Source organism: Variovorax sp. Root434, from assembly GCF_001426595.1.
Taxonomy (GTDB): Bacteria; Pseudomonadota; Gammaproteobacteria; order Burkholderiales; family Burkholderiaceae_C; genus Variovorax.
Map to the genome: position 1 here is coordinate 736,158 of NZ_LMEK01000025.1, position 22,496 is coordinate 758,653.

Below are 22,496 nucleotides of genomic sequence, written 5' to 3' on the forward strand. Positions count from 1 at the left end.
GTTTCAATGAAAAAAGGAACCTGCCATGTCGGGAGCCGTCAACTCCTCGACGCCCCGCCGGGCGGCATCCACCGCGCCTGCGACATATCCGGAAAATTCCGGCGACCATTCGCTCGCGATGCCAATCAATCGGTCTCGCCACACCCCGGAAAGTGCCGTGCGAGACAAGCTCGCAGCGTGATGCACGTCGGGGGTCTGGTCGGCTGCGACAGCCGTATGGGGATCGCCGGCCCAGTCCTTCAGGAACTCCGCCAGGGGCGATTGCGCACGGTCGCCGAACAGCCGCACCAGCTGGGCGCGGCAGTGGCCCAGCAGGACGGCTTCGGGAACCTGGATGCGCACGGCGGCGGGAACACCCAGGAACCCGAACAGCGCGGCGCGGCCGCCCGGCGCCGAGGCGTCATGGATCTCGGCCATGGGCCCCACGGAACTTCTCGCCTCGCCGGAGAGCCCTTGTTCGCGCCAGAAAGGCTCGTCGAAAACCGCCACGTACTTGGCATGCGGTGCCATCCAGGTTGCGCAGCTTTTCCATTGCGTCGCCAGGTCATCCGGAAGCGCCGGCGTGAAGTCGATCGTGTGGGCCGCAAGGCGAGGAGGCACGGCAAGCAGGACATGCGCCACGCGACAGGTGACCGCACGCCCTCGCCTGTCATCGGCTTCCACCTCGATGCACTCGCCCAGATCCCTCACGCGTCTCACCTGGCAGCCGGAGACGAGCTTCTGCGCACTCAGGCGATACCGAATGGCATCCGTCAGCGCGCCCATGCCGCCCGCGATCCGCCGGGTCGTCGACATGGACGCATAGCCATCGACCCGGCTGGGCGAATGCACCCTGGAGCGTTCGATCAGCATGTCTCCTGTCTCGTGCTGCGCGAAAGTTGCAAGGCCGAACTCTTCCACCACCCGTAGCAGGCTCGGCTGAATCTCAGGCCAGAACCACGTTGCGCCGAGGTCGAAGCGTCCGGCGGCCGATGCCGCCTCAGGCACTGAGACGATCCGCCCGCCGAACGTATCGCGCGCCTCCAGCAGCACATAGTCCTGGATGCCACGCGCTTCGAGAAGTGCGGCCGCGTACAGGCCGCTCAGGCCACCGCCGATGATGGCTATTCGCGCGCTCAGCATGGCGCGCTCGCTTCCCTGGCATGGCTTGAGAGATGCCCGGTCTTGAGATACATGGTCGCTCCGGCACTGCCTGCGATGAAAGCGAGGTATTCGCCGGCAGGCAGCCGGATCCAGCTGCCTGGGCCATGCTGCTGTGCGCTGTCGAGCAGACAGCCCTCCAGCACCAGTATTTCCGCCCCCTCGACCGGGCCGGCGAATACACGAGCGCCTGCCGTCAGACGCTCGATGGAGACATGTTCAGTCCGGTCCGCGAACAGCAAACAGGATTCGCGCCCGTCCTTGACGGCCCACCGGGAGGCATCGCAGGTGTCGATGCGCACGGGCCGGCTCTCATCCGCGCGCATCTGCCAGAGCTTGACGAAGATGAGCGCGCCCTCGTCGCTGAAAGGCTGGTGGCTGGAGCCTGGCGGATTGCGCAGGTACCACCCGGCGGGATAGTGCTTGCCCCCTTCGGAGAAGGTGCCGGACAGGACGAGGATCTCCTCGCCGCCCGGATGCAGATGGGGCGAATAGCCCGATCCGGGCGCGTAGCGCACGATGCTGGTCGCGCGCGCCTTCTCATCGCCCAGCCGGTCCAGCATCACCCGTTCGACACCGCTCAGGGGGGAGGCCACCCACTGGTACTCGGTGGGAGCGACGATGGCACGGCGCGAAAAATCTGCATTGACGAGCATGATCGCTCTTTCAAGAAGTTCACAGGGAGAGCGGCCGGCGTGCCGAGCTGTCGGAGCCCGGCACGCTCCGGCGCGCTTATTTGTTGGGCAGTTGCGCGTGGGCTTCGAGCACGCGTGCCGAGTAGGTCAATGCGGCGCCCGCGTTCAGGGCGATGGCCACACCCAGCGCCTCGGAGATTTCCGCCAGCGTGGCGCCATGCTCGACGGCCTTCTTGGTGTGCACGGAAATGCAGCCGTCGCAGCGTGTGGTCACGGCCACGGCCAGCGCGATCAGCTCGTGCATCTTCGGCGCCAGATGGCCGGTTTTGGCGGCGGCGCCGTCGATCGCCGCCAGGCCGCGCATCACGTCGGGGCTCTGCTTGGCATAGTCGCCCACGCGCTCCAGCAGGGAGTCGCGGTAGACGTTCCAGTCGTTCATCATGTTTTTGTTCCTGTTCGGGGTTGGGGTTCAGGCGACCTGGTAGACGCGCACGTCGGGTGCGGCATCCAGCAGCGGCTTGAGGCCGGCGACCACGTCGGCGGTGAAGAGGTCGCTTTGCAGATAAGCGGTCGCGTTCTCCTGGCTGTCGAAGCCATGCAGCACCTGCACGTCTTCGTCGCGGACGAGCAGCTCCTTGGACTTCGCACCCTTGATGGTGTCGAGGAACGGCGCCTTGTACTTCTGGTAGACGCCGGCGGCGGCGGCGCGGTTGGCATCGGCGATCCTGAGGGTGATCTGCAGATAGACCATGTGCATTTCTCCTTGCGAGTTGGTGAGATGAAATCAATGCGCGCGGCGCCTGTCCGCCGGCATCAGTTGCGGCCGGCCATCACGCCGCCGTCGACGTCCCAGATCGCGCCGGTGACCCAGCCCGCCTTCTCCGACAGCAGGAAGGCAACGACTTCGGCGACGTCCTGCGGGGTGCCGACCCGGCCGATGGGGTGGAAGCTGTTGAAGCCTTGCAGTGCGCTGTGCACTTCGGCCTTCGGGATGAAGCCCTCGTAGATCGGGGTCTGCACCACCGCCGGCGACACCGCATTGACGCGGATGTGCTTGGGAGCCAGCTCCATCGCCAGGTGCTGGGTCAGCGAGTGCAGGCCCGCCTTGGCCATCGAGTAGGCCGACGACGGCGTGGCGGCAATGGCCTGCCTGGCCCACATCGAGCCGATGTTGACGATGGCGCCCGGACGGTTCCTGGCAACCAGGTTGGCGGCGACCTTCTGCGTGATGAAGAAGAACGCCTTGTTCAGCTTCATGTACTGCTCGTAGTCCGCGTCCGAGTGCTCCAGGAACGGCTTGGGGAAGAACACACCGGCCGCATTGACCAGCAAGTCGATGTCCGAGTGCTGCCCGTCGATGGTCTTGAGCAGCGCGGCCAGCCCCTCGGCGCTCGACAGGTCCGCCGTCAGCGCCCACACCCGGCCCAGCGCGGCCAGTTCCTTGCGCGCTTCCTCGGTCTTCTCCGGGCGGTTGCCGACGATCACCGCGCTGCCGCCTTCGGCCAGCACCATGCGCGCCGATTGCATGCCCATCCCGCTGGTGCCACCGACGACCAGCAATTTCTTGCCCTTGAATTGGTTGCTCATCTTGAAAACCTTTCGTTTGCCTGCCTATCGACAGGACTTGATTGAAAAAAGCCCGCAGCAGGCATCCGACGCACGCCGTCGATGTCCACATTCGTGAGGCAGTCCGCGACCTTCCTGGTTCGACTCAGTTCGCCATCGACGCTTTCGTTCATTGGGAGAAAACCATGATTCCCTGCGCGCATCAGAACTTCATATGCACCGCGAATCGGGGATCCCTCATCTCGACTCAGGCCAGATTTTTTGCTTATTCCAGCTCGCCGACAAACGAGATAAAGTTTCCTTGACTGAAAGAAAATCTTTAGCAAACATGAAATCGCCCGTTCATCTGAATGCTCTGCGTGCCTTCGAGGCCAGCACCCGCCACCAGAGCTTTTCTGCAGCGGCGGCCGAGCTGAACGTCACGCCCGCCGCTGTCGGCCAACTCGTGCGCACGCTGGAGGATTGGCTGGGCACGCCCCTGTTCCTGCGGGGCAGCAGCGGGCGGGCGCGGTTGATCCCGACAGAGACGGCCGAACGTGCGCTGCCGGACATCCGGGCAGGCTTTGACAGGATCGCGCTTGGCCTGGAACGCCTCAAGGAGGGGGCCACCAGCGGAATGCTCACCGTGGCCGTCAGCCCAGCCTTTGCCGCCAAGTGGTTGTTGCCGCGCATCGAACGTTTCCAGACCGCCTGGCCCGACACGGACGTGCGGCTGGACACCAATCTCAAGCCGGTGGATTTCGTTGCGCAACGGGTGGATATCGGTGTCCGCTACGGCATGGGGAGATGGCCGGGGCTCGCGGCGGAAAAACTGATGGACGAGGAGGTCTACCCCGTGTGCTCACCCCAACTGCTGCGCGAGCATCGGCGCTTGAAAAAGCCGAATGACCTGGCACGGCAGACCCTGATCCACGACCTGTCGATGGACAGTCACACAAGCTTTCCCACCTGGGATGCGTGGTTGCAGCAAGCAGGCGTGAAAGATGTCGATACTGCGCGCGGCATGAAGATCAACAATTCCGCGGCCGTCCTGCAGGCAGCCTTCGAGGGGCATGGCGTTGCCCTCGCCCGCAGCGTGATGGCACGCGACGATCTGGCGACCGGCCGCCTGGTGCGGCTGTTCCCGGAGATCACCGTCCCTTCGGCGCTGGCCTACTACATCGTCTATCGGCCCGAATGCGCCAGCCTGCCGAGGCTGGCAGCCTTTCGGGACTGGTTGCTCGAGGAGGCGACGGAGCAACAAGAATGAAGGGGGCGCGGTTGCCGAAGCGGTTACTGCGCAAATGCCCCGGAAGCCTTTGGACCGATGCGGAAGCAAGCGCAATGCAAAAAGCCCCAAGCTGTTGATGTGCTTGGGGCTTTTTGGGTTGCGCCTTTGAGAGACGCAGTAATTTGGTGGCCTGGGGCGGAATCGAACCACCGACACGCGGATTTTCAATCCGCTGCTCTACCAACTGAGCTACCGGGCCATTGCATTTGAGTGCAGCCCTAAATTATACAGCGCTTCTGCGCCCCCTTGAAAGATCCACACCAAGTTGTTTGAGCTTTCGATAGAGATGGGTGCGTTCGAGGCCGGTTTTCTCGGCGACGCGGGTCATCGAACCGTTCTCCATCGCGAGGTGGAACTCGAAGTACGCCTTCTCGAAACCGTCGCGCGCGTCGCGCAGCGGGCGGTCGAGGTCGAAGCTCTGCGTCGACTGGGGGCCCGCATCGGCCACGGGCACGGAAGCCAGCGAGGCCATCAGCAGGCTGTCGCCCGTCGTCGTGATGGCGGCCGCCTGGCTGCCGGCGACGGGCGCGGGCACCACGCCCGCAGCGGCACGGCGCGCGCTCTCGCGCGCCAGGCCCTGCTCCACCGCCTTGAGCAGCTTCTGCATGGTGATGGGCTTCTCGAGGAAGGCGAACGCGCCGATGCGCGTGGCGTCGACCGCGGTGTCGATGGTGGCGTGGCCGCTCATCATGATGACCGGCATGCTCAGCAGGCCGGCGGTCGACCACTCCTTGAGCAAGGTGACGCCGTCGGTGTCGGGCATCCAGATGTCGAGCAGAACGAGGTCGGGCCGCGCGCGCTGGCGCGCAGCGCGCGCCTCGGCGGCGTTTTCCGCGAGCTCCACGTTGTGGCCTTCGTCATTGAGAATTTCGAAGAGCAGGTCCCGGATGCCCAGCTCGTCATCGACCACGAGAATGTTTGCCATGAGTGCTGCTTGTTGTTTGCGCTGGTGTCTGCAATGTGTGTAGGGTCCGCGGGCCCATCCGTCGCCTGTGCGACGGATATTCGTGCGGCTCAGGCGGCGGAAGACTTTGAATCTTCGGTGTGAGCGGCCGCTGCCCGCGGCCCGCTTGCCAGCGCGAATGATAGCGAGACTTGCGCCCCTGCTACAGCCCCGTCGACGACACGGTTGGAAAGCTCGATGCGCGCGCCATGCTCGTCGGCGATTTTCTTGACGACCGCAAGGCCCAAACCGGTACCTTTTGTTTTCGTGGTGACGTAGGGTTCGAACGCGCGCTTCAGGATGTTCTCGGCAAAACCAGGGCCGCTGTCCTGCACGGTCAGGCGCACGCGCTGCCCCGAATCTCCGAGCCGCGTGCGCACGACGACCTCGCCCGCCCTGCCGGTCCCGCTGGCGGCAGCCTCGGCAGCGTCCTGCGCGTTCTGCAACAGGTTGTGTATCACTTGGCGGATCTGCTGCGCATCGCCGCGAATGGGCGGGCAGCGCTCGTCGAGTTCGGAGCGCAGCGTGATCGGCAGGTTCTCCGCGCTGTAGAGCTGGAGCACGTCGGCCAGCAGGGCGTTGAGGTCCACCGGCTTGAGGTCGGCCGCGGGCAGGCGCGCATAGTCGCGGAATTCGTTCACCAGCCGCTTCATCGCATCGACCTGGTCGACGATGGTCTTCACCGACTTCACGAGCACGGCCTGTTCGGGCGGCTGGACCTTGCCCGACAGTTTCATCTCCAGCCGCTCGGCCGAGAGCTGGATCGGCGTGAGCGGGTTCTTGATCTCGTGCGCCAGCCGGCGCGCGACCTCGCCCCAGGCCTGCGCACGCTGGGCCGAGACGATCTCGGAAATGTCGTCGAACACCAGCAGCCGCGCGGCACCGGGCAGTTCCGCGCCGCGCGCGACGATGTTGATGGCGCCGTCCTGCTGCGGGAGGTCGGTGCCGGAAGCGTGCAGTTCGAAGGCGTGCTGCCAGTGGTCGAGGCCGTGCTGCACGCGCTCGACGAGAAAGTCCTCGAATTGCTGCTGCACCTTGGCGCCGAATTCGGCCAGCCCTGGCACGTCGACGAGCGCCCGGCCTTCGTAGGCCGCGAGCGGCGCGCGCAGCACCCGGGTCGCACCCGGGTTGGTCGACAGCACGGTGCCCTTGGCGTCGAGCACGATCACGCCGGAGGTCAGGTTGTCGAGAATGGTCTGCAGGTTGGCGCGCGCGGCATCGAGCTCGCCCACGGTCTTCTCGACGGCGCCGCGGGCATCGGCCAGTTGCTGGGTCATGACGGCGAACGAGCGCGTGAGGCCGCCCAGTTCGTCTTTGCCCTGCAGAACGGCGGTGGGCCGCAGGTCGCCGGCGGCCACCTGGCGCACGCCGTCGGCCAGCACGAGCAGCGGCCGCGCGAGCTGATTGCCGAACAGCACGGCCAGCAGCACCGCGCCGAACACGGCAAGGAACAGGCTCAGCGTGAGCGTGCCGATGTACATGCGGCGCAGGCCCTCGCGCGCGAGCGCCCGCTCCTGGTATTCGCGGTTGGCCTCCTGCACGGCCAGCGCGTTGGCGACCACGGCCGGCGGCAGCGGCCGCGTGACTTGCAGGTAGCGCGGTGCGGTGTCGAAGTCGAAGCCCGGCCGCTGCACCATGGCGAGCGCGCGCACGCTCGCCACCGGCGGGGTCGCGCCCGGGGGGGCGGTTTCGTCCAGACCCTCGACGTGCGCGACGGCGCGTTCAGGGCGGACCTGGCGGAACTGCTGCGGGGTCGGACGCTCGGGGCTGAGCTGGAAACGGGAGCTGCCGGCGCTGGCCACCAGTTGCCCGGAACCGGTCCAGAGGATCACGTCGGTGGCCTCGAGCTGGTCGCGGATGCGCTCGAGCACCAGGCCCGCGCTCGTGTCGGGCACCTGCGCCAGCTGTGCGCTGGCGCTGCGCGTCTTGGCGGCGAGGTCGTCGGACAGCGAATCGAGCGTGGCGCGCCCGAGGTTCAGGCCGGCATCGAGCGCGCCTTCGACCTTGACGTCGAACCAGCTCTCGATCGAGCGCGCGACGAACTGATAGGACACCACGTAGACCAGCGCCCCGGGCACCACGGCCACCAGCGCGAAGATGGCCGCCAGCTTGATGAGCAGCCGGCTGCCGAACTTGCCTTGCCGCAGCCGCCGCAACAACCGGAAGGCGACCCAGCCGATCACCAGCACCAGCAGCACCGCCACCACAACGTTGATGCCGAACAGGCGCACGTAGTAGCGCTCGTACAGCGCGCGGTTGTTGGTGGCCTGCGCCAGCAGGAACATCAGCACAAGGCCGATGGCCGTGACCAGCGCGGCACCGACGCCGATGGCCCAGCGCGTGGCCCGCGCGCGGCGCGCGGCCGGCGTGGCCGCTGCGCCGCTGCGCCCGGAAGTGCTCACTTCTGCTTCTCCATTGCGAGCCGGGCCGTGCGCTCGGTGGCGATGTTCCAGTCGGCCTGCCCGACCACGCCGATCTGGAACGGGCGCGGCAGCTGCGAGGTGTCGAGCCGGAAGCGGAAGGTGACCTGGTGCAGCGGATCGTCGCCGACCTCGGACACGTCGGCCAGCCGCAGGCGGCCGACGCGCTTGATGGCGTCGAGCGCGTCGGTCAGGGTGTCGAAGTTCTGGTTCAGCGAGATGCCCAGGCCGGCCGCCCCCGTCATCGGGGCGGCCGACACGTTGAGCCGCCAGCGCCGCGTGAGGGGCTGGTAGGCCAGCCGCATGTGGCGCGTGACCTGGGCGACCTTGCGGTCGGTCCAATACCAGCGCTCCTGGTAGAGCTCGGCCTCGGCCACGAAATAGATGGCGATGCCCTTGTCGAGCACCTCCTCCACCAGCGAGGGCAGTTCGAACTGCACCGCAGCACTGAAATAAATGCCGTCGTCGGCCTGCTCGAGGCGCATCTGCGTGATCGATGCGCCGGTGCGGGCCTGGGCGGCCGCCGGAGCCGGCAGCCAGGCCATGCACATCGCCCAGACCCAGAACAGGATGGGCAGCAATACCGGCCAGCGGCGCTCAGTGCAGGCGCTTTTCAAGCAGGGCGTAGAAGAAACCGTCGTGGTCACCAGAGGGATTGTCCGGGACGCCGCGGGCATTCGATCCGCTTTGGGGGAGCAAATGGCCTGGCGATGGCAGCAATCGGGCGTCGGTGTTGTGTACAAGAAACGCATCAATTTGTTGCGAACCCTCTTCGCGGAACACGGAGCAGGTGCAGTAAAGGAGCCGGCCGCCGCGCCGCACCAGCGGCCAGAGCGCGGCCAGCAGCGCGGCCTGCTGGGCGGCGAGTTGGGCGGTGTCGCTCTCGCGGCGCAGCCAGCGGACGTCGGGATGGCGCCGCACGATGCCCGAGGCGGTGCATGGCGCATCGAGCAGGATGGCGTCGAAAGGCGTGCCGTCCCACCACTGCGCGGGGCGCCCCGCATCGGCCACGAGCACCTTGGCGCTCAGTCCGAGGCGGGCGAGGGTTTCGTCGATGCGGCGGCTGCGGGCGGCGTCGACTTCGAGCGCGGTCACGTCGATGGCGCCGGGAGCCGCCATTTCGAGCAGGTGCGCGGTCTTGCCGCCGGGAGCCGCGCAGGCATCGAGCACCCGCAGCGGCACTGCGGTACCGGGCTTCGCCGGCAACAGGCCTTCAAGCAGCAGCGGCGCGGCCATCTGCGCAGCGGCATCCTGCACCGAGCAGGCACCGTCGGCAAAGCCGGGCAGTTGCTGCACGGGGCGTGCACGCGTCAGTTGCAGGCCGCTGGGACCCACGCGCGTCGCGCCAAGACCGGCGGCCTCCAGCTCCACAAGATAGGAAGCCGCGGTCGACTTCTGAACATTGACCCGCAGCGTCATCGGCGCCTGCGCGTTGTCTGCGCCCAGCACCCGTTGCCACTCGCGCGGATGGTCGCGCTTGAGGCGCTCGATCCACCAGCGCGGGTGGTTCCATTGCGCGACCGGCTCGGAGTCGGTGGCGGCCACCAGTTCGTCGCGCTCGCGCAGGAAGCGCCGCAGGCAGGCGTTGATGAAGCTGGCCTGCGCCCGCGTCGCGGGATTGCGCTTGGCGGCCTCGATGGCCTGGTCGACCAGCGTGAACGGTTCGTAGGGCGCGCGCTCGGCGTCCCAAGCCAGCGCCAGCGCGGTGCACAGCAATGCATCGGGCAAGGGCGGCGGCGTGCGCTTGGCCAGGTGGCGGCGCAGCGCTTCGGCGCGGCCGAGCCAGCGCAGCACCTGGAAGCCGAGCGCCTGCACACCGGGCCGCAGCGCGGGCTCGACGGCTTCGAACGCGACGGAGCCCGAGGTGCCGGCGCGGATCGACGCCAGCGCCGCTGCGGTTAGTTGCAGTTGGCGCCAGAGCGGGGGCTGCAACGACGGCGTGCCGCTGCTGCTCGAGGAAGGATCGGAAGGTAGTTCTGACAAGTTGGGGCGATGGTAACGGGCGACCGAAAAGCCGGGCGCCACGCAATGGAAAGATGGAAAAGAATCGCGCCGGGTTCGTTCAGAGCAGCGGCGCAGCCGGACGCAGACGCACGGCCCATGCCACCAGCAGTGCCGGGAATTGCGCGATCGCGGCGTTGTAGTGCCCCACCGCCTGATTGAACTGGCCCCGTGCGATCTCCGCCGCGGCCGAAGGCTCTGGCCACGTGATCGGCTCGCTGGCGCTGGGCGCCGTGGCCTCGGTGCCGGGCTGCAGTTGCGCCGGCCGCGACAGCGTGCCGTCGGCATCGAACACCGTTACCTCGTCCGGGTGCTGGCGGCGCCATGCATTGGCCCACACCTGGAGCGCGGTGGCCAGCGCGGCCATGCCGCCGCTGTCCAACGGGTGTAGCCGGGTCGCACCGAGCAAGGTCGCGAGCTGGGTCGTCGCGGCCTGCAATGGCGCGATGGACGACAGCGACTCCCCGGTTGGCGCCGCCTCTGGCGGTGGCGCGGCGGTGATGCTGGCCTGCACGAAATCCAGCTGCTTGCCCAGGGCCGCGTCGAGCAGGCCATAGGCCTGCAGCACAGCCGCGCGCAACCGCACCAGCCGGTTGTAGGCACCGACAAACCAGAACAACAGGATCGCAATGACGATCCAGCTGGCCAGCGATTCGGGCAACACACTCATCGACGACAACGCCTCATGGAAAACACAAAGAAAAACGCCCCCCAACCGGGGGCGGTCGGGGGGCGTGTGTACCGGTCATGCCGGTGATGCTACCCAGTTATTCGGTCGCAGCGCCTTCGCTGGCGTCCGCCGTGCTGGTCGTCGCATCGCTCTCGGCGGAGCCTGCCAGTTCGGCAGCTTCCGATTCGGCGATGGCGCGGCGCTCGGCTTCGTCCATGGCGTCCTTGACCTTGCGGGCCTGGTGGTACGCCATGCCGGTGCCTGCGGGAATCAGGCGGCCGACGATGACGTTTTCCTTCAGGCCGCGCAGCTCGTCGCGCTTGCCCATGATCGCGGCTTCGGTCAGCACGCGCGTCGTTTCCTGGAACGAAGCGGCCGAGATGAACGAGTCGGTCGACAGCGATGCCTTCGTGATACCCAGCAGCAGGTTGGTGAACGTCGCGGGGATCTTGCCTTCGGCGCGCAGGGCGTCGTTGGTGTTGAGCATTTCGCTGCGTTCGACCTGTTCGCCGGAGATGTAGCCGGTCTCGCCGATGTTGTCGACCACGACGCGGCGCAGCATCTGGCGAACGATCACCTCGATGTGCTTGTCGTTGATCTTCACACCCTGCAAGCGGTACACGTCCTGCACTTCGTCCACGATGTAGCGCGCGAGTTCTTCCGAACCCAGCAGGCGCAGGATGTCCTGCGGGTCCGCCGGTCCGTCGACCACGCTTTCGCCCTTGTTCACCACCTGGCCTTCGTGCACCAGGATGTTCTTTTCCTTCGGCACGAGGTCTTCCCAGACCGTGCCTTCCGGATCGGTGATCTGCAGGCGGATCTTGCCCTTCGTTTCCTTGCCGAACGACACGGTACCGGTCATTTCGGCCAGCATGCCCTTGTCCTTCGGCGAACGGGCTTCGAACAGCTCGGCCACGCGCGGCAGACCGCCGGTAATGTCGCGGGTCTTCTGGCCTTCGACCGGAATACGCGCCAGCACTTCGCCGGGGCCCACATCCTGTCCGTCGCGGATCTGCACCAGCGCGCCGATCGGGAAGCCGATCGTCACCGAGTGATCGGTGCCGGGGATCTTCACTTCCTGGCCTTGCGCGTCGATCAGCTTCACCTGCGGGCGAACGACCTTGGCAGCGCCGCGGCGCTTCGGATCGATCACGACCAGGGTCGACAGACCGGTCACTTCGTCCACCTGCTTCGCAACCGTGAGGCCTTCCTCGACGTTTTCGAACTGCGTCTTGCCGGCGAATTCCGTGATGATCGGGCGGGTCAGCGGGTCCCAGTTGGCGAGCACGTGGCCGGCCTTGATCTGCTGGTCTGCCTTGACCGTCAGCGTGGCGCCGTACGGCACCTTGTGACGTTCGCGTTCGCGGCCGTGCTCGTCATGGATGACGATCTCGCCCGAACGCGAAATCACGACCAGCTCGCCCTTGCTGTTGGTCACGTAGCGCATCGTGGCGTTGAAGCCGATCGAGCCGTTCGACTTGGCTTCCACACTCGAAGCGATGGCGGCACGCGAAGCGGCACCACCGATGTGGAAGGTACGCATCGTCAGCTGCGTGCCGGGTTCGCCGATGGACTGGGCAGCGATCACACCGACGGCTTCGCCGATGTTGATCAGGCCGCCACGGCCCAGGTCGCGGCCGTAGCAGGTCGCGCAGATGCCGAAGCGGGTTTCGCAGGTCAGCGCGGTGCGGACCTTGACTTCGTCGACGCCCTGGGCTTCCAGGACTTCGATGTTGTCTTCGTCGAACATCTCGCCGGCCTTCAGCAGCACCGAACGGTTTTCCGGGTGCAGCACGTCGTCCGCAGCCGAGCGGCCGAGGATACGGTCGCGCAGCGACTCGATCACTTCACCGCCTTCGACGATGGCGCGCATCAGGTAGCCGCCGTGCGTGCCGCAGTCCTGCTCGGTCACGACCAGGTCTTGCGTCACGTCGACCAGACGACGGGTCAGGTAACCCGAGTTCGCCGTCTTCAGCGCCGTGTCGGCCAGACCCTTACGGGCACCGTGGGTGGAGATGAAGTACTCCAGCACGTTCAGGCCTTCGCGGAAGTTCGCGGTAATGGGCGTCTCGATGATCGAGCCGTCCGGCTTGGCCATCAGGCCCCGCATACCGGCCACCTGGCGAATCTGCGCTGCGGAACCGCGGGCGCCCGAGTCGGCCATCATGTAGATCGAGTTGAACGACTCCTGCTCGACTTCCTTGCCGTGGCGGTCGATGACCTTCTGCTTCGAGAGCTTGGCCATCATGACCTTCGACACTTCGTCGCCGGCCTTGCCCCAGATGTCCACGACCTTGTTGTAGCGCTCGCCGGAGGTCACGAGACCGGAGACGTACTGCTGTTCGATCTCCTTCACTTCCTTGGCCGAGCGCTCGATGATGCCGTGCTTCTCGGCGGGCACCAGCATGTCGTCGATCGCGATCGAGATACCGGCCTTGGTCGCCAGGCGGAAGCCGTTCTGCAGCAGCTTGTCGGCGAACACGACGGTCTCTTTCAGGCCGCACTTGCGGAACGAGACGTTGATGAGCTTGGAGATTTCCTTCTTCTTCAGCGCCTTGTTGATGTTCGAGAACGGCAGGCCCTTCGGCAGGATCTCGGACAGCAGGGCACGGCCCACGGTGGTGTCCACGAGCGAGGTCGACGGCGTGAACACGCCGGTTTCCTTGTCCTTGGTGTACTCCGTGATGCGCACTGCCACCTTGGCCGTGAGCTCGACTTCGTTGGCGTCGAGCGCGCGCTGCACTTCACCGATGTCGGAGAAGATCAGGCCCTCGCCCTTGCCGTTGATGCGGTCGCGGGTCGTGTAGTACAGACCCAGCACCACGTCCTGCGAAGGAACGATCGACGGTTCGCCCGAAGCCGGGAACAGCACGTTGTTGGAGGCCAGCATCAGCGTGCGGGCTTCCATCTGCGCTTCCACCGACAGCGGCACGTGGACAGCCATCTGGTCGCCGTCGAAGTCGGCGTTGAAGGCCGCGCAAACGAGCGGGTGCAGCTGGATGGCCTTGCCTTCGATCAGGATGGGTTCGAAGGCCTGGATGCCCAGACGGTGCAGCGTCGGAGCGCGGTTCAGCATGACCGGGTGCTCCTTGATGACCTCTTCCAGGATGTCCCAGACCACCGGCGTGCCCGATTCGACTTCCTTCTTGGCAGCCTTGATCGTGGTCGCGATGCCCATGGCTTCGAGGCGCGAGAAGATGAAGGGCTTGAACAGTTCGAGCGCCATCAGCTTCGGCAGGCCGCACTGGTGCAGCTTGAGCGTCGGGCCCACCACGATGACCGAACGGCCCGAGTAGTCGACGCGCTTGCCCAGCAGATTCTGGCGGAAGCGGCCGCTCTTGCCCTTGATCATGTCGGCCAGCGACTTCAGCGCGCGCTTGTTGGCGCCCGTCATGGCCTTGCCACGGCGGCCGTTGTCCAGCAGCGAGTCGACCGCCTCTTGCAGCATCCGCTTTTCGTTGCGCGCGATGATTTCCGGAGCCTTCAGCTCCAGCAGGCGGCGCAGGCGCGAATTGCGGTTGATGACGCGGCGGTACAGGTCGTTCAGGTCGGAGGTCGCGAAGCGGCCGCCGTCCAGCGGCACCAGCGGACGCAGGTCCGGCGGCAGCACGGGCAGCACGTCGAGCACCATCCACTCGGGCTTGATGCCCGACTTGCGGAAGGCCTCGAGCACCTTCAGGCGCTTGGAGTTCTTCTTGACCTTGACTTCGGAGCCGGTCAGGTCGCCGCGCAGGCGTTCGATCTCGCTGTCGAGTTCGATGCCTTCGAGCAGGTCCTTGATGCCTTCGGCGCCCATCTTAGCGACGAACTCGTCACCGTATTCCTTGCGCTTTGCGTCGTAGTCGTCCTCGGACATGATGCCGAACTTCTTCAGCGGGGTCATGCCGGGGTCGGTGATCACGTAGGCTTCGAAGTACAGCACGCGTTCGATGTCGCGCAGCGTCATGTCGAGCACGAGGCCCAGGCGCGACGGCAGCGACTTCAGGAACCAGATGTGGGCGCAGGGCGCGGCCAGGTCGATGTGACCCATGCGCTCGCGACGCACCTTGGTCTGCGTGACTTCAACGCCGCACTTCTCGCAGATCACGCCGCGGTGCTTCAGGCGCTTGTACTTGCCGCACAGGCACTCGTAGTCCTTGATGGGGCCGAAGATCTTGGCGCAGAACAGGCCGTCGCGCTCGGGCTTGAACGTGCGGTAGTTGATCGTCTCTGGCTTCTTCACTTCGCCGAAAGACCACGAGCGGATCTTCTCGGGCGAAGCCATGCCGATCTTGATGGCATCGAAATGCTCATCGGGCGTGAATTGCTTGAACAGGTCGAGTAGCGATTTCATAAGACTCTTTCCCTTTTCAACTTAAGAACGCTCGAGCTCGATGTCGAGCCCCAGCGAACGAATTTCCTTGACCAGCACGTTGAACGATTCCGGCATGCCGGCTTCGATCGAGTGCTCGCCCTTGACGATGCTTTCGTACACCTTGGTACGGCCTTGCACGTCGTCGGACTTCACGGTCAGCATTTCCTGCAGGACGTAGGCGGCGCCGTAAGCTTCCAGCGCCCACACTTCCATTTCCCCGAAACGCTGGCCGCCGAACTGCGCCTTGCCGCCCAGCGGTTGCTGCGTGACGAGCGAGTACGGGCCGGTCGAACGGGCGTGCATCTTGTCGTCCACCAAGTGGTGCAGCTTCAAGAAGTGCATGTAGCCGACGGTGACGGGACGCTCGAACTGGTCGCCGGTGCGGCCGTCGAACAGGTAGGCCTGCGTGCGCGTATCGGTCAGGCCCTTGAGCTTGGCGATGTCGTCCGGGTAGGCGAGCTTCAGCATGCCGCGGATTTCTTCTTCCGAAGCGCCGTCGAACACAGGCGTCGCGAAGGTCGCGCCGTTCTGCAGGTTCGCTGCCATTTCGAGCAGTTCGGTGTCGTTCAGCGAAGCGATGTTCTCCTGGCGGCCCGATCCGTTGTACAGCTGCTCCATGAACTTGCGCAGCTCGGCCACCTTGGCCTCCTGCTGCAGCAGGTCACCGATGCGCTGGCCGATACCCTTGCCGGCCCAGCCCAGATGCACTTCGAGAACCTGGCCCACGTTCATCCGCGAAGGCACGCCCAGCGGGTTCAGGCAGATGTCGCACGGCGTGCCGTCGGCCATGTGGGGCATGTCTTCGACCGGAACGATCTTCGAGACCACACCCTTGTTGCCGTGGCGGCCGGCCATCTTGTCGCCGGGTTGCAGGCGGCGCTTGACGGCCAGGTAGACCTTGACCATCTTGAGTACGCCCGCGGGCAGCTCGTCGCCCTGCGTGAGCTTCTTGCGCTTTTCTTCGAACGCGAGGTCGAAGCTGTGGCGCGTCTGCTCCAGCGAGTTCTTGATCGACTCGAGCTGCGTCGCCACTTCGTCTTCCGCCGGACGGATGTCGAACCAGTGGAATTTCTCGACCGACGACAGGTAGGCCTTGTCGAGCTTGGTGCCCTTGGCCAGCTTGTTCGGGCCGCCGTTGGCGACCTTGCCGGTCAGCAGCTTCTCGATACGGTCGAACGCGTCGGCTTCGACGATGCGAAGCTGGTCGTTCAGGTCGAGACGGAAGCGCTTGAGTTCATCGTCGATGATCTGCTGGGCGCGCTTGTCGCGCGTGATGCCTTCACGGGTGAAGACCTGCACGTCGATCACGGTGCCTTGCGAGCCCTGGTCCACACGCAGCGAGGTGTCCTTCACGTCGGAAGCCTTCTCGCCGAAGATGGCGCGAAGCAGCTTCTCTTCAGGCGTCAGCGTGGTCTCGCCCTTCGGCGTGACCTTGCCCACCAGCGTGTCGCCCGGCTGCACTTCGGCACCGACATAAATGATGCCGGATTCGTCGAGGCGGTTGAGCTGCTGCTCGGCCAGGTTCGGGATGTCGCGCGTGATTTCTTCGGCGCCCAGCTTCGTGTCGCGGGCCATCACCACCAGTTCCTCAATGTGGATCGAGGTGTAGCGGTCTTCGGCAACGACGCGTTCCGAGATCAGGATCGAGTCTTCGAAGTTGTAGCCGTTCCACGGCATGAACGCGATCAGCATGTTCTGGCCGAGGGCCAGTTCGCCGAGGTCGGTCGATGCGCCGTCGGCCACCACGTCGCCCTTGGCGATCTTGTCGCCGCGCTTGACGATGGGGCGCTGGTGGATGTTGGTGTTCTGGTTCGAACGCTGATACTTGATCAGGTTGTAGATGTCCACACCGACTTCACCGGCAGCCGCTTCGGCGTCGTTCACGCGCACCACGACGCGGGTCGCATCGACGTAGTCGACGATACCGCCGCGGGTGGCCGTGACCACGGTGCCCGAGTCGACTGCGGAGACGCGCTCGATACCGGTACCGACCATCGGCTTTTCGGGGCGCAGCACAGGCACGGCCTGACGCTGCATGTTGGCGCCCATCAACGCGCGGTTCGCGTCGTCGTGCTCCAGGAACGGCACGAGCGATGCGGCCACCGACACGATCTGTGCGGGCGACACGTCCATGTACTGGATGCGCTCGGCACCGACCAGGATCGATTCGCCGGCTTCACGCGCGGAGACCAGGTCGCCGGTCAGCACGCCGTCCTTGTCCAGGGCCGCGTTGGCCTGGGCGATGACGTACTTGCCTTCCTCGATGGCCGACAGGTAGTCAATCTCGTGGGTGACCTTGCTGTCCACCACGCGACGGTACGGCGTCTCGATGAAGCCGTATTCGTTCAGGCGGGCGTACAGGGCCAGCGAGTTGATCAGACCGATGTTCGGGCCTTCAGGCGTTTCGATCGGGCACACGCGGCCGTAGTGGGTCACGTGCACGTCGCGCACTTCGAAGCCTGCACGTTCGCGCGTCAGACCGCCCGGGCCAAGGGCCGACACGCGGCGCTTGTGGGTGATTTCGGACAGCGGGTTCGTCTGGTCCATGAACTGCGACAGCTGCGATGCGCCGAAGAATTCCTTCAGCGCCGCCGAGATCGGCTTGCTGTTGATCAGGTCGTGCGGCATCAGCGGCTCTTGCTCCGCTTGACCCAGACGTTCCTTCACGGCCTTCTCGATACGTGCCAGGCCGGTGCGGTACTGGTTTTCGGCCAGTTCGCCGACGCAACGCACGCGACGGTTGCCCAGGTGGTCGATGTCGTCGACTTCGCCGTTGCCGTTGCGCAGGTCCACGAGGATCTTGACCACGGCCAGGATGTCTTCGTTGGTCAGCACCATCGGGCCGGTCGATTCGTCGCGGCCGACCTTGGCGTTGAACTTCATGCGGCCGACGCGCGACAGGTCGTACGTGTCCGGGTTGTAGAACAGGCGCTGGAACAGGGCCTGCACGGCATCTTCCGTCGGCGGCTCGCCGGGGCGCATCATGCGGTAGATGGCCACGCGGGCGGCGAATTCGTCCACGGTTTCGTCGATGCGCAGGGTCTGCGAGATGTACGCGCCCTGGTCGAGTTCGTTCGTGTAGATGACCTGCACGTCCTGCACGCCGGCGGTGCGCAGCTTCTTCAACAGCGCTTCGGTCAGCTCGTCGTTGGCCTTGGCCAGGATTTCGCCGGAGTCGGCGTCGACGATGTTGCGGGCGATCACGCGGCCGACCAGGAAGTCTTCCGGCACGCTGATGTGCGTGGTGCCGCCCTGCTCGAGTTCACGCGTGTGGCGCGCGGTGACGCGCTTGTCCTTGGCGACCACGACCTTGCCCGACTTGTCGGTGATGTCGAAGCGCGCAACTTCGCCGCGCAGGCGCTCGGAGACGAACTCCATCTGCGCGCCGCTGTCCATCAGGCGGAAGTTGTCGTTCACGAAGAAGTTCGCGAGGATCGATTCCGGGTTCAGGCCGATGGCCTTCAGCAGGATCGTGACCGGCATCTTGCGGCGACGGTCCACGCGGAAGTACAGCATGTCCTTCGGGTCGAACTCGAAGTCGAGCCACGAACCGCGATAGGGAATCACGCGGGCCGAGAACAGCAGCTTGCCCGAGCTGTGCGTCTTGCCCTTGTCGTGTTCGAAGAACACGCCCGGCGAACGGTGCAGCTGCGAGACGATCACGCGCTCGGTGCCGTTGATGATGAACGAACCCTTGTCGGTCATGAGCGGAACTTCGCCCATGTAGACCTCTTGTTCCTTCACTTCCTTGACCACCTTCGACTGCGACGTCGACGACTCGCGGTCATAGATGATGAGCTGGACCTTGGCGCGCACGGCCGAGGCGAAGGTCAGACCACGGGTCTGGCACTCACGCACGTCGAAAGCCGGCTTCGCCAGGTTGTACTCGAGGAACTTCATCTCGACAAAACCGTTGTGCGAGACGATCGGGAACGCTGCGTCGAATGCGGCCTGCAGGCCTTCGACGGTGCGTTGCTTCGGGGGGATGCCGGCTTGCAGGAACGCGGTGTATGCGTCCTTCTGCATCTGCAGCAGGTAGGGGATTTCGACGACGCTGTCGCGGTTACCGAAACTTTTTCGGATGCGCTTGCGTTCGGTGTAACTGTACGCGGACGATTGGGCCATGAGAGCTCCGGTGCTTGAGATCTTCAGCGACTTGTCAGCAGTGCCGAGGCACCACTGCTTGGCGGCTGGCCACTACCAGCCGTTGGCGGACAGCGATGCATTGCACATCGCCCGAACCAAGGGATCTTCTGCAGTCGGGGTCAGAAGACACTCGAAAATCCGCTTGATTTTGACTTTCCCGTCGACCTGGAGGTCTGCGGGGAAGCCGGCAATCAAGCCGACTTTCGGGTGCGCTCTGAAAGCGGCAAAGGCTGGAGGGCCTTTTCAGGCACCTCCAGCCCTCTAGGGGGTCTGAATTACTTCAGTTCCACCTTGGCGCCGGCTTCTTCCAGCTTCTTCTTGGCGGCGTCGGCGTCAGCCTTCGACAGGCCTTCCTTGACAGCCTTGGGAGCGGCTTCCACCAGGTCCTTGGCTTCCTTGAGGCCCAGGCCGGTGATTTCGCGCACGGCCTTGATGACCGACACCTTATTCGCGCCGACATCGGCCAGCACGACATTGAATTCGGTCTTTTCTTCGACCACAGCGGCGGCAGCGCCACCACCGGCGGCCGGAGCCGACATTGCAGCGGCGCTCACGCCGAACTTCTCTTCGATGGCTTTCACCAGGTCGTTGAGTTCCAGGACCGTCATCGCGTCGAGTGCGGTCAGAAATGCGTCTTTATCGAATGCCATTTTTGTTTCCTAACAATTGGGTTGAATGTTTCAAACGCGAGGCTCAAGCGGCCTGCGCTTCTGCCGGTGCATCGGCAACGGGTGCAGCTTCGCCACCACCGCGCTTCTCGGCCAGCGCCGCGAGCACGCGGGCGGTACGAGAGATCGGGGATTGCATCAAGCCCAGCAATTGCGCCAGCAGCACTTCCTTCGAAGGGATGTTGGCCAGTTGCTTCACGCCGTTCACGTCCAGGGCCTTGCCGCCAAACGCGCCACCGCGAATCACCAACTTGTCGTTGGTCTTCGCGAAGTCGGCCACCACCTTTGCGGCAGCCACTGCGTCTTCGGAAAAGCCGTAGATCAGCGGACCGGTCATCTGGTCGCCAACAATCTCAAACGCGCTACCAGCGACAGCACGGCGTGCCAGGGTGTTCTTCAGAACACTCAGGGTCACACCCTTGCTGCGCGCTTCGATGCGCAGTTTGGTCATATCGGCCACCGTGATGCCACGGTATTCCGCCATCACGAGCGTTTGAGCTTTTGCGGCGAGGCTGGTCACATCACTGATGACCGCTTCTTTCTCACTGCGATTCAGACTCAAGGTCTACTCCTTTTAATGCGATCTTCGGCCGGGGCCTGGGATCGCGCTTCATGCAGCGACCAACAACTGTTTCGGAACAAAAATCAAATTCCTTGCAGCGGGATCGCCATCTGCGCTGGATACCGGAAGGATCGATCCGGCGATTAAGTGCAGCGCCCTGCACACCAGCGGTCTTGGATGGCCCGCAGCAACCGGAGCTGCCGCGACCCACCACATCCGCCCTACCCTTTCGGGCGGGGCAAATCTCTTTAGCTCGCCGAGATGGTTTGCGTGTCCACGCGGACACCCAGACCCATGGTCGACGACACAGCCACCTTGCGCAGGTACACACCCTTGCTGGTCGCCGGCTTGGCCTTGACCAGAGCGTCGATCAGCGCGGCGAGGTTGCCTTGCAGCTTGTCGTTGTCGAACGAGCGGCGGCCGATCGTGCCGTGCACGATGCCGGCCTTGTCGACGCGGAACTGGACCTGGCCAGCCTTGGCGTTCTTCACGGCCGTGGCGACGTCCGGGGTCACGGTGCCAACCTTGGGGTTGGGCATCAGGCCGCGCGGGCCGAGGATCTGGCCGAGCGTACCGACGACACGCATGGCGTCCGGTGCGGCGATCACGACGTCGAAAGGCATGTCGCCAGCCTTGACCATGGCAGCCAGGTCGTCCATGCCGACGATGTCGGCGCCGGCGGCCTTGGCTTCTTCAGCCTTGGCGCCTTGGGCGAACACGGCGACGCGCTTGGTCTTGCCGGTGCCGTTGGGCAGCACGACGGCGCCACGCACGACCTGGTCCGACTTCTTCGCGTCGATGCCGAGCTGCACGGCCACGTCGATCGATTCGTCGAACTTGGCGGTAGCGGCGTCCTTGACGATGACGATCGCGTCAGCCAGCGGGTACAGCTTGTTGCTGTCGACCTTGCCTGCGAGCGACTTTTGCTTCTTGGTGATCTTGGACATTTACACGCCCTCCACATTCACGCCCATCGAACGGGCCGAGCCGGCGATGGTGCGAACTGCTGCGTCGAGGTCGGCGGCAGTCAGGTCCTTCATCTTGGCCTTGGCAATTTCTTCGAGCTGTGCGCGCGTGATCTTGCCGACCTTGTCGGTGTGCGGACGGGCCGAGCCCTTTTCCAGCTTGATGGCCTTCTTGATCAAGGTGATCGCCGGGGGCGTCTTGATGATGAAGGTGAAGCTCTTGTCAGCGAACGCGGTGATGACCACCGGCAGCGGCAGACCCGGCTCGACGCCTTGGGTTTGCGCGTTGAACGCCTTGCAGAACTCCATGATGTTCAGACCGCGCTGACCGAGTGCGGGACCGATCGGCGGGGACGGGTTGGCCTTACCAGCTGGCACTTGCAGCTTGATGAAGCCGACGATTTTTTTCGCCATGCTTTTTGCTCCTTGCGGGTGATATCGCCTTGGCTTGCGGCCAAGGCTCCCCGGGGTTTAACGACTCTTCGATCAAGGCCGCGCGCCGAGTCGGACAACGCGCAGCCGGGAATGCTTCAGGCCTTGCGGCCTGTGGCTCAGGTCTTTTCGACCTGGCTGAATTCGAGCTCCACAGGCGTCGCGCGGCCGAAGATCATGACCGACACGCTGACCTTGCTCTTCTCGTAGTTGACTTCTTCGACCGTGCCGTTGAAGTCGGTGAACGGGCCTTCCTTGACGCGCACGAATTCGCCGACGGTGAACTCGACCTTGTGGCGCGGCTTCTCGGTGCCCTGCTGCATCTGGCTGACGATGTCCTCGACCTCTTTCTGCGAGATCGGGGCCGGACGGTTCTTGGCGCCGCCCACGAAACCCGTCACCTTGTTGGTGTGCTTCACCAGGTGCCAGCTCTCGTCGTCCATGATCATTTCGACCAGCACGTAGCCAGGGAAGAAACGGCGCTCGGTGGTGCGCTTCTGGCCGTTCTTGATCTCGACCACTTCTTCGGTCGGAACCAGGATGCGGCCGAATTTGTCCTGCATGCCGGCGCGATTGATGCGCTCGGTGATGTTGCGCTCGACGGCCTTTTCCATGCCCGAATAGGCATGCACCACGTACCAACGCAGATCGGGGTTGGCGGCGGGAGCCAGAATCGGAGTGTTTTCCTCTTCAGGCGTGGTTTCAACTACGTCGTCGGTCATTG

At 64.9% G+C, this 22,496-nt stretch carries 18 protein-coding genes and 1 tRNA gene; 1 reads left to right on the forward strand and 18 read right to left on the reverse strand.

Annotated features, from left to right (window positions below):
- Positions 1-3: 3 nt before the first annotated feature.
- The 5 genes from ASD05_RS24135 to ASD05_RS24155 form a co-directional block, all read right to left on the reverse strand.
- Positions 4-1,122, reverse strand: a complete 1,119-nt coding sequence (locus ASD05_RS24135) for a flavin monoamine oxidase family protein (protein ID WP_056597704.1) — start codon at positions 1,120-1,122, stop codon at positions 4-6.
- Positions 1,116-1,796 (reverse strand): cupin domain-containing protein, encoded by a 681-nt coding sequence (locus tag ASD05_RS24140; RefSeq protein WP_056597706.1) that lies wholly within the window; start codon positions 1,794-1,796, stop codon positions 1,116-1,118. Before ASD05_RS24140 ends, ASD05_RS24135 begins: the two co-directional genes overlap by 7 nt.
- A gap of 76 nt (positions 1,797-1,872) precedes the next feature.
- Positions 1,873-2,217, reverse strand: coding sequence for a carboxymuconolactone decarboxylase family protein (locus ASD05_RS24145; RefSeq protein WP_056597708.1), 345 nt, complete (start codon positions 2,215-2,217; stop codon positions 1,873-1,875).
- A 27-nt stretch (positions 2,218-2,244) separates the two neighbouring features.
- Positions 2,245-2,526, reverse strand: coding sequence for a hypothetical protein (locus ASD05_RS24150; RefSeq protein WP_056597980.1), 282 nt, complete (start codon positions 2,524-2,526; stop codon positions 2,245-2,247).
- Between the two features lie 62 nt (positions 2,527-2,588).
- Positions 2,589-3,362: an SDR family NAD(P)-dependent oxidoreductase gene (locus ASD05_RS24155; RefSeq protein ID WP_056597710.1), complete on the reverse strand. Its 774-nt coding sequence runs from the start codon at positions 3,360-3,362 to the stop codon at positions 2,589-2,591.
- A gap of 307 nt (positions 3,363-3,669) precedes the next feature.
- Between ASD05_RS24155 and gcvA the strand changes: the two genes are divergently transcribed.
- A complete protein-coding gene (gcvA, locus tag ASD05_RS24160) occupies positions 3,670-4,590 on the forward strand; it encodes a transcriptional regulator GcvA (protein ID WP_056597713.1) in 921 nt (306 codons plus the stop codon).
- A gap of 144 nt (positions 4,591-4,734) precedes the next feature.
- Here the strand turns inward: gcvA and ASD05_RS24165 are convergent.
- The 13 genes from ASD05_RS24165 to nusG all read right to left on the reverse strand — a co-directional run bounded on the left by ASD05_RS24165 (position 4,735) and on the right by nusG (position 22,494).
- Positions 4,735-4,810: transfer RNA gene (locus ASD05_RS24165), tRNA-Phe, on the reverse strand.
- Positions 4,811-4,834: 24 nt separating this feature from the next.
- Positions 4,835-5,536, reverse strand: a complete 702-nt coding sequence (locus ASD05_RS24170; RefSeq protein ID WP_007831069.1) for a response regulator — start codon at positions 5,534-5,536, stop codon at positions 4,835-4,837.
- An 89-nt stretch (positions 5,537-5,625) separates the two neighbouring features.
- Positions 5,626-7,956: a sensor histidine kinase gene (locus tag ASD05_RS24175; protein ID WP_056597714.1), complete on the reverse strand. Its 2,331-nt coding sequence runs from the start codon at positions 7,954-7,956 to the stop codon at positions 5,626-5,628.
- Positions 7,953-8,519 (reverse strand): DUF4390 domain-containing protein, encoded by a 567-nt coding sequence (locus tag ASD05_RS24180; RefSeq protein WP_200955490.1) that lies wholly within the window; start codon positions 8,517-8,519, stop codon positions 7,953-7,955. Before ASD05_RS24180 ends, ASD05_RS24175 begins: the two co-directional genes overlap by 4 nt.
- A 52-nt stretch (positions 8,520-8,571) precedes the next feature.
- Positions 8,572-9,957: a 16S rRNA (cytosine(967)-C(5))-methyltransferase RsmB gene (gene rsmB / locus ASD05_RS24185; protein WP_200955480.1), complete on the reverse strand. Its 1,386-nt coding sequence runs from the start codon at positions 9,955-9,957 to the stop codon at positions 8,572-8,574.
- A gap of 79 nt (positions 9,958-10,036) precedes the next feature.
- Positions 10,037-10,645 carry a hypothetical protein gene (locus tag ASD05_RS24190; RefSeq protein WP_056597721.1) on the reverse strand — a complete coding sequence of 203 codons (609 nt, stop codon included), beginning with the start codon at positions 10,643-10,645 and terminating at the stop codon, positions 10,037-10,039.
- A 97-nt stretch (positions 10,646-10,742) separates the two neighbouring features.
- Positions 10,743-14,978 carry a DNA-directed RNA polymerase subunit beta' gene (rpoC, locus tag ASD05_RS24195; RefSeq protein WP_056597724.1) on the reverse strand — a complete coding sequence of 1,412 codons (4,236 nt, stop codon included), beginning with the start codon at positions 14,976-14,978 and terminating at the stop codon, positions 10,743-10,745.
- 21 nt (positions 14,979-14,999) lie between these two features.
- Entirely contained in the window at positions 15,000-19,124 is a 4,125-nt protein-coding gene (gene rpoB / locus ASD05_RS24200) for a DNA-directed RNA polymerase subunit beta (protein ID WP_056597726.1), read from the reverse strand.
- 296 nt (positions 19,125-19,420) lie between these two features.
- Positions 19,421-19,795, reverse strand: a complete 375-nt coding sequence (rplL, locus tag ASD05_RS24205; RefSeq protein WP_007831060.1) for a 50S ribosomal protein L7/L12 — start codon at positions 19,793-19,795, stop codon at positions 19,421-19,423.
- A gap of 43 nt (positions 19,796-19,838) precedes the next feature.
- A complete protein-coding gene (gene rplJ, locus ASD05_RS24210; protein WP_007831059.1) occupies positions 19,839-20,375 on the reverse strand; it encodes a 50S ribosomal protein L10 in 537 nt (178 codons plus the stop codon).
- Between the two features lie 248 nt (positions 20,376-20,623).
- Positions 20,624-21,322, reverse strand: coding sequence for a 50S ribosomal protein L1 (rplA, locus tag ASD05_RS24215; RefSeq protein ID WP_007831052.1), 699 nt, complete (start codon positions 21,320-21,322; stop codon positions 20,624-20,626).
- Complete coding sequence (rplK, locus tag ASD05_RS24220) at positions 21,323-21,754, reverse strand: 50S ribosomal protein L11 (protein ID WP_007831051.1); 432 nt, start codon at positions 21,752-21,754, stop codon at positions 21,323-21,325.
- A gap of 137 nt (positions 21,755-21,891) precedes the next feature.
- Positions 21,892-22,494, reverse strand: a complete 603-nt coding sequence (gene nusG, locus ASD05_RS24225) for a transcription termination/antitermination protein NusG (protein WP_007831050.1) — start codon at positions 22,492-22,494, stop codon at positions 21,892-21,894.
- Between the last annotated feature and the right edge of the window lie 2 nt (positions 22,495-22,496).

Coding starts and splice junctions, on each gene's coding strand:
- ASD05_RS24135 (WP_056597704.1), bottom strand. CDS start 1,122: ATGCTGAGCGCGCGAATAGCCATCATCGGCGGTGGCCTGAGCGGCCTG.
- ASD05_RS24140 (WP_056597706.1), bottom strand. CDS start 1,796: ATGCTCGTCAATGCAGATTTTTCGCGCCGTGCCATCGTCGCTCCCACC.
- ASD05_RS24145 (WP_056597708.1), bottom strand. CDS start 2,217: ATGATGAACGACTGGAACGTCTACCGCGACTCCCTGCTGGAGCGCGTG.
- ASD05_RS24150 (WP_056597980.1), bottom strand. CDS start 2,526: ATGGTCTATCTGCAGATCACCCTCAGGATCGCCGATGCCAACCGCGCC.
- ASD05_RS24155 (WP_056597710.1), bottom strand. CDS start 3,362: ATGAGCAACCAATTCAAGGGCAAGAAATTGCTGGTCGTCGGTGGCACC.
- gcvA (WP_056597713.1), top strand. CDS start 3,670: ATGAAATCGCCCGTTCATCTGAATGCTCTGCGTGCCTTCGAGGCCAGC.
- ASD05_RS24170 (WP_007831069.1), bottom strand. CDS start 5,536: ATGGCAAACATTCTCGTGGTCGATGACGAGCTGGGCATCCGGGACCTG.
- ASD05_RS24180 (WP_200955490.1), bottom strand. CDS start 8,519: ATGGCCTGGCTGCCGGCTCCGGCGGCCGCCCAGGCCCGCACCGGCGCA.
- ASD05_RS24190 (WP_056597721.1), bottom strand. CDS start 10,645: ATGAGTGTGTTGCCCGAATCGCTGGCCAGCTGGATCGTCATTGCGATC.
- rpoC (WP_056597724.1), bottom strand. CDS start 14,978: ATGAAATCGCTACTCGACCTGTTCAAGCAATTCACGCCCGATGAGCAT.
- rpoB (WP_056597726.1), bottom strand. CDS start 19,124: ATGGCCCAATCGTCCGCGTACAGTTACACCGAACGCAAGCGCATCCGA.
- rplL (WP_007831060.1), bottom strand. CDS start 19,795: ATGGCATTCGATAAAGACGCATTTCTGACCGCACTCGACGCGATGACG.
- rplA (WP_007831052.1), bottom strand. CDS start 21,322: ATGTCCAAGATCACCAAGAAGCAAAAGTCGCTCGCAGGCAAGGTCGAC.
- rplK (WP_007831051.1), bottom strand. CDS start 21,754: ATGGCGAAAAAAATCGTCGGCTTCATCAAGCTGCAAGTGCCAGCTGGT.
- nusG (WP_007831050.1), bottom strand. CDS start 22,494: ATGACCGACGACGTAGTTGAAACCACGCCTGAAGAGGAAAACACTCCG.